Consider the following 6,085-nt stretch of genomic DNA (forward strand, 5'->3'; position numbering starts at 1 on the left):
GTGCTGACGCGGGTGCTGTTCTTCGTCATTGTCGGCGCGGTAGTGCCCTTTGCGGTGGGGCCGGACAAGGCGCTCCTCGCCCGCATTGCCCCGGGCATTGTCTGGATCGCGGCCTTCCTTGCCATGCTGCTCGGGCTCGAAAAACTCTTCGGGCCCGACCGCGCCGATGGCACGCTGGCGCTCTATCGCCTTGCCGATATTCCGCTGTCGGCCGTTGTTGGCGCGAAAGTGATCGCGCATTGGCTGACCGCGGCGTTGCCGCTGATCCTTGCCTCCCCCGCCCTCGCGCTGCTCCTTGCCATGGATGGCGACGCCTTCTGGCGCACCGTCATTTCACTGCTGCTCGGCACGCCGGCGCTGGCCGGTTTCGGGGCGATTGGCGCCGCTGTCACCGTTGCGACGCGCCGTGGCGGGCTCCTCGCGCCGATCCTGATTGCGCCGCTCTGCGTTCCAGTGCTGATCTTTGGCGTCGGTGCCATTTCGCCAAGCGGCGGCCCCGACCAGGCGCAGGCCGGGGCGCTCCTCCTTGCGGCACTCAGTCTCATGGTGGTGGTGCTGTCTCCCTTCGCGGCAGCCCTTGCGATAGACTGGGGCGAAGACTAGAGCGTTCTCACCTCACCGCGACATGCGTTCCGAAGGCCTCCGGCAAGTATGACGATCGATACCACTCCCAAAATGACCTGGTGGAACAGGCTGTCCCATCCCGGTCAGTTCGTCGCCCTGACGCGACCGCTCGTATTGCCGCTGGCGGTGATCACCTGCGTGCTGTTCGCTGTGGGGCTCTGGTACGGCTTCTTCTCCTCGCCGCCGGAAAAGTACATGGGCGACACGGTGCGCATCATGTATGTGCACGTGCCCTCGGCCTGGCTCAGCCAGTTCGTCTACGCCACCATGGCCGTTTCGGCGCTTGGCACGCTGGTCTGGCGCCATCCCATGGCCGATGTGTCGATGAAGGCTGCGGCCCCGCTCGGCGCCGTCTTTACCGTCATGGCGCTCTTTACCGGCTCGCTCTGGGGCCGTCCCACCTGGGGCACTTTTTGGGAATGGGACGGGCGGATGACCTCCACCCTGGTTCTGCTCTTCATCTATCTCGGCATCGTCGCGCTCTGGCGCGCCTTTGACGATCAGCTGCGCGCCGCCCGCGTCGTTGCGGTCTTTACCCTTGTCGGTGCCGTCAACATTCCGATCATCAAGTTCTCGGTCGACTGGTGGTCGACCCTCCATCAGCCCGCCAGCGTCTTCCGCGCCGACGGCCCGACCATGCCTCCGGAAATCCTGACGCCGCTTTTCGTCATGTTTTTTGCCTTCACCTTCATGTTCGTGACGCTGCAGCTCGTGGCCATGCACACCGAAGTGCGCCGCCGCCGCATCGCGACGCTCGAGCGCCGCATTGCCCGGGGAGACGCGCGATGATCGCTCTGGGGGCGCATGCCGAATTCATCATCGCCGCCTATGTCGGGGTTTTTCTCTGCATTGCCGGGCTTACTGCCTGGACCGCCATTGCCGCCCGCCAGAGCAAGCGCCGGCTCGAGGAGCTGGGCGATAGCGCGCGTCCTGGCCGTTCCACGCCATGAAGAAACTTCTCTTTGCCGTGCCGCTGCTGCTGTTGGTCGGGCTGATCGCGGTCTTTGCCGGCTCCATCAATCGCGATCCGAACCTGGTTCGCTCGGTGCTCATCGACAAGCCGGCGCCCAATTTCGCCCTGCCGGCCGTCGAAGGCATGGACGTGCCAGGCTTTGACACAGCCTCGCTCAAGGGCGCGCCGACGGTCGTCAATGTGTTCGCCTCCTGGTGCATTCCCTGCCGCGACGAGCACCCGCTGCTCGAAGCGCTGAAGGCGGAAACGGGCGTGCGCCTCTTCGGCATCAATCATTCCGATGCGCCGGAGAATGCGCGGGCGTTTCTCGCCGAATTGGGCAATCCCTATGACGCCATAGGAGCCGATCGCGACCGGCGCGTTTCGATCGACTGGGGCGTTTATGGCGTGCCCGAGACTTTTGTGGTCGATGTCAGCGGCAAGATCACCTTCAAGCATGTCGGCCCGCTGACCCCGGAGGCGATCAAGAGCGAATTGCTGCCCGCCTTGGAAAAGGCACGGCTCTAGCGCACACTCTTCCTGCGAGGAGACTGAGCATGAGCCGAACCGACAGTGCCAGCCGCATCGTCGATGCGACGCCCGAACAGGTCTATGCCGCCATGACCGATCCGGCCGCCATGCTCAAGTGGCTGCCACCGGGCGGCATGCGCGGCGAAATGCTGGAATTCGATCTTCGCCCCGGCGGGCACTACCGCATGATACTGCGCTACGATGACGCCGGTATCGTCGGCAAAACCGGCGAAAATTCCGACGATGTGGCTGTGCGTTTCCTCGATCTCGTCCCGGGCGCGCTCGTTTCCCAGGCCGTCGATTTCGTTTCCGACGATCCGGCCTTTGCCGGCACCATGGTGATGAACTGGCTGCTTCGACCGGTCCCGGAAGGCACGGAGATAACGATCCGGGCCGAAAACGTACCCAGCGGCATCAGCGCCGAGGATCATGCCGAAGGTCTTAGCTCGTCGCTGGGAAACCTGGCACGTTTTCTGGAAGGGTAGGGCCCGTCTCGCCCGGTCGTAGCAGGGAGAAGAGATATCCATCTTATCCCCACCCCCAACCATGCCCTCAAGGCTGGCGCGACCCAACCCCTATGGCGCCATAGTACCCTCAAAAGTCGCTGGTGAGGCCCTTGATCTCCCAATCGCCATAGCGACCCGGCTCCAGGCCGCCGCGGCCACCCTTTTCCTTGGGCGCCATGGCGGTGGCCTTGTCGATTTGCAGGCGGCGCGCTTCGGCCTCGGCGAGGGCGCGCTGGGCGGCAGGGGTGAGCACTTTGGGTTCTTCTACCGGAATCTCTTCCGGGGTGGCGCTATCGGTCATCGGGCACTTCAGCTTACAGTTTGGTCATGCGCTTGCAGGGAACGCTTCGCCGCACAACATAATTGTTCGAAAGTACCAACCCAAGGGGTTTTGATGTTCAACGCCTTCCGCACCTTTGTCCTCATCGCGGCCATGACCGCCTTGTTCATGGTGGTGGGCTATTTCATCGGCGGCACTGGCGGCATGATGATTGCCCTCCTGTTCGCAGCCGGCGCCAATGTTTTTGCCTACTGGAATTCGGACAAGCTGGTCCTGCGCATGCAGAACGCGGTGCCCGTGGCCCAGAGCCTGGCGCCCGAACTCTATGACATGGTCGATACGCTGTCGAAGCGCGCCGGCATTCCGACGCCGGCCGTCTATGTTATCCAGTCCGACCAGCCCAATGCTTTTGCGACGGGCCGCGACCCGAACAATGCTGCCGTCGCTGTTTCGACCGGCCTCCTGCGGCAGCTTGAAACGCGCGAAGTCGCCGGCGTCGTGGCCCATGAGTTGGCCCATATCCGTTCGCGCGATACGCTGACCATGACCATCACCGCGACGCTTGCGGGTGCCGTTTCGGCGCTGGCCCAGTTCGGTCTCTTCTTTGGCGGTGGCAATAGCCGCAATAATCCGCTTGGCGGTATCGGCGCGCTGCTGATGGTTTTCCTCGCTCCTGTCGCCGCCATGATGGTGCAGATGGCCGTCAGCCGGACCCGCGAATATGAAGCCGACCGCGACGGCGCCGAGATTTCGGGCGACCCGCTGGCCCTTGCTTCGGCGCTCAACAAGATCGCCGTGCTGGCCGGTCGTCAGGTCAATGTCGCGGCCGAGCGCAACCCGGCCATGGCGCATATGTACATCATCAACCCGCTCTCGGGCGCGCGGATGGACAATCTCTTTTCCACCCATCCAGATACCGCAAACCGTATCGCCGCCTTGCAGAGGCTTGCGGGCGAGATGCGCGTGGACGATAAGGGCCGCAGGCCCGCGCCCCGCCCGCAGCCCGCTTCCAGCGGCCGCGATACCGGCGGCGGCTGGCGGGTACCGAGCGCAGGCCGTGGTGAAGACGATAGCGGCGTGCGCGGTCCCTGGGGATAAGATGCGTCGGGGAAGCGGGGTCGCCGCTTCCGCTCAGCGACGCAAAGAGAGTGCTGATTGAACAAAAAAGCTGATCCGGCTGGCCTTGGCCTCCGTCTGATTGCCGCCCAGAGGCTCCGCGCCGTTCTGGGCGGCGAGCATTTTACGCCCCTTTCGGCAGCCGAGCTGCCCGATGGCCGTGATCGATCGCTTGCCAATCGCCTGATCAACACAGCGCTGCGTCGCCAGGGCCAGATCAATCTCATGATCGCCGAACTGCTCGAAAAGGGCATGCCGGCAAAGTCGGGCACCTTTGAAGCCGTGCTGCGCCTGTCGCTGGCGCAGCTGGTTTTCCTGCCAGATATCGGCGCGCACAGTGCTCTTTTCCTTGCCGTAGAAGCCACCAAGCGCGACCCCAAGGCGCGGCACCTGTCGGGCCTGATGAATGCGGTTCTGCGCCGCGCCCAGTCCAATTCTGCCCGCTATGGGCTTCTCGAAGACGATTCTCTCCTTCCCGAAAGCTTCCGGCGCAAGTGGGAAGCCGCCTATGGCGAAGAGGCTGTGTCGCGCTTTACCGATGGCCTCATCGACGGTGCCCCGCTCGATCTCACCCTCAAGGACGAGGGTCAGGGCCTTGTCGACGCGCTGGGTGGCGAAAAACTGATTGCCGACTCCATCCGCGTCGAAACGCGCGATCGCTCGGTGGACGCGCTGCCGTTTTACGACGAGGGCCGTTGGTGGGTGCAGGACGTGTCCTCCGCCCTGCCAGCCCGCCTTCTCGCTGCCAAGGCCGGCGGCAAGGTGCTCGATCTGTGCGCCGCGCCCGGTGGCAAGACGGCCCAGCTCGTCAAGGCCGGCTTTGAGGTCACCGCTCTCGATAGCGACGGCGCGCGCCTCGAACGGCTCAAGGCCAATATGGCGCGGCTCGGCTATGAACCGGCCGTGATCGAGGCCGATGCCACGGCTTATATCGCAGCCGAACCATTTGACGGCATTTTGGTCGATGCGCCCTGTTCGGCCACCGGCACCTTCCGCCGGCACCCTGAAGTTCTCTGGCATCGCAGCGCCGCCGACATTGCCGGCCGGGTCAAGCTGCAGCAGGGCATTTTTGCTCGTGCGGTGAAGAACCTCGCGCCGGGCGGCAGCCTTGTTTACTGCGTCTGTTCGCTTGAGCCCGAAGAGGGCGAGGCCATGGTGGATTGGGCACTAAAAGCCTTCCACAATCTGGAGCTTCATCCGGTCGCGTCCGCGGAACTGCCCGGGCTTGAAGGCGCTGTCACGGCAGACGGGCTCGTTCGCACGCTGCCTTCCATCTCGCCCAACGGCGTTGCCGGCGGGATGGATGGCTTCTTTGTGGCGCGCTTCAGGCGCACAAGCTAGCCACTGGCTTGTCGCCGGCGCACACGCTAGGTTGCGTCGGCAGACGGGCTAAAAAATCTGCGGAGGGCAGAGTTTTCCAGCGCGAATTCCAACCTGCGCTGGGCAAATCACGGTAAATTCACTAGACGCTTCATCATCGTGCGGCAGCTGCCGCGTCTGAAAAGGTTAAGTTCGGTGAGTTCCAGGGGCAGCGACCTGCCTGCCCGCGTTGATTTCGCGCGCGGAGGCAGAAGGTGAGCGGGCGGTTTGTTGCAACCGCTCGGCGCTTCGGATTGCGCCTGGCCGATGCCGTGGTTACCTCCTCTCTCACCCGCTGGACCTGGCAGGGTCTCGCCGAGCAAGGTTACAAGGGCGAGCTGCCCGATTTCCGTCCCGCCGACCGCGACGCCGTGCGCGAGATGATGTCCGGGCGCTACCTGCTGGCCTCAAAACTCATCGAAACGGGCGGTACCTCGCCGTTCTCCGTCGATGTCGATTTCCCTGACTGGTGGAACAATCTCCAGAGCTTTTCCTGGCTTCGCCATTTCCGCGATATCCGCGATCCCGGCGAAAAGCTCTTTGCCCGCACGCTGGTGCTCGACTGGATAGGACGCGAAGGAAAGTTCGATCCGGAGAGCTGGTCCCTCCCGCTGACCGGACAGCGGGTGCTCAACTGGCTGCGCCACCTGCCGCTGCTGCTCGATGGTGCGACGCCCGATCAGGCCAAAACCATTCAGCGCAGCCTTGGCACCCAGG

The 6,085-nt window shown here is 63.9% G+C and carries 8 protein-coding genes and 1 pseudogene; 8 read left to right on the forward strand and 1 reads right to left on the reverse strand.

The window, feature by feature from the left end:
* The 5 genes from ccmB to J0I64_RS18010 all read left to right on the forward strand — a co-directional run.
* On the forward strand, positions 1–603 hold a 603-nt coding region (gene ccmB / locus J0I64_RS17990; protein WP_291410762.1), incomplete at its 5' end, for a heme exporter protein CcmB.
* 48 nt (positions 604–651) lie between these two features.
* Positions 652–1,413 (forward strand): heme ABC transporter permease, encoded by a 762-nt coding sequence (locus J0I64_RS17995; RefSeq protein WP_291410764.1) that lies wholly within the window; start codon positions 652–654, stop codon positions 1,411–1,413.
* Positions 1,410–1,574 (forward strand): heme exporter protein CcmD, encoded by a 165-nt coding sequence (gene ccmD, locus J0I64_RS18000; RefSeq protein WP_291410766.1) that lies wholly within the window; start codon positions 1,410–1,412, stop codon positions 1,572–1,574. Before J0I64_RS17995 ends, ccmD begins: the two co-directional genes overlap by 4 nt.
* Complete coding sequence (locus J0I64_RS18005) at positions 1,571–2,104, forward strand: DsbE family thiol:disulfide interchange protein (RefSeq protein ID WP_291410768.1); 534 nt, start codon at positions 1,571–1,573, stop codon at positions 2,102–2,104. Before ccmD ends, J0I64_RS18005 begins: the two co-directional genes overlap by 4 nt.
* Before the next feature lie 29 nt (positions 2,105–2,133).
* Entirely contained in the window at positions 2,134–2,592 is a 459-nt protein-coding gene (locus J0I64_RS18010) for an SRPBCC family protein (RefSeq protein WP_291410770.1), read from the forward strand.
* Between the two features lie 109 nt (positions 2,593–2,701).
* Here J0I64_RS18010 and J0I64_RS18015 read toward each other — a convergent pair whose 3' ends face one another.
* Positions 2,702–2,914, reverse strand: coding sequence for a DUF1674 domain-containing protein (locus tag J0I64_RS18015; protein ID WP_291410772.1), 213 nt, complete (start codon positions 2,912–2,914; stop codon positions 2,702–2,704).
* Between the two features lie 93 nt (positions 2,915–3,007).
* Between J0I64_RS18015 and htpX the strand changes: the two genes are divergently transcribed.
* The 3 genes and pseudogenes from htpX to J0I64_RS18030 form a co-directional block, all read left to right on the forward strand.
* On the forward strand, positions 3,008–3,991 hold the full coding sequence (htpX, locus tag J0I64_RS18020) for a zinc metalloprotease HtpX (protein WP_291410775.1): 984 nt from the start codon (positions 3,008–3,010) through the stop codon (positions 3,989–3,991).
* 57 nt (positions 3,992–4,048) lie between these two features.
* Positions 4,049–5,350: an RsmB/NOP family class I SAM-dependent RNA methyltransferase gene (locus tag J0I64_RS18025; RefSeq protein WP_291410776.1), complete on the forward strand. Its 1,302-nt coding sequence runs from the start codon at positions 4,049–4,051 to the stop codon at positions 5,348–5,350.
* Between the two features lie 233 nt (positions 5,351–5,583).
* Positions 5,584–6,085, forward strand: a pseudogene (locus J0I64_RS18030) (hypothetical protein); the annotation flags it as partial.

The organism is Devosia sp., assembly GCF_017307565.1.
Taxonomy (GTDB): domain Bacteria; phylum Pseudomonadota; class Alphaproteobacteria; order Rhizobiales; family Devosiaceae; genus Devosia.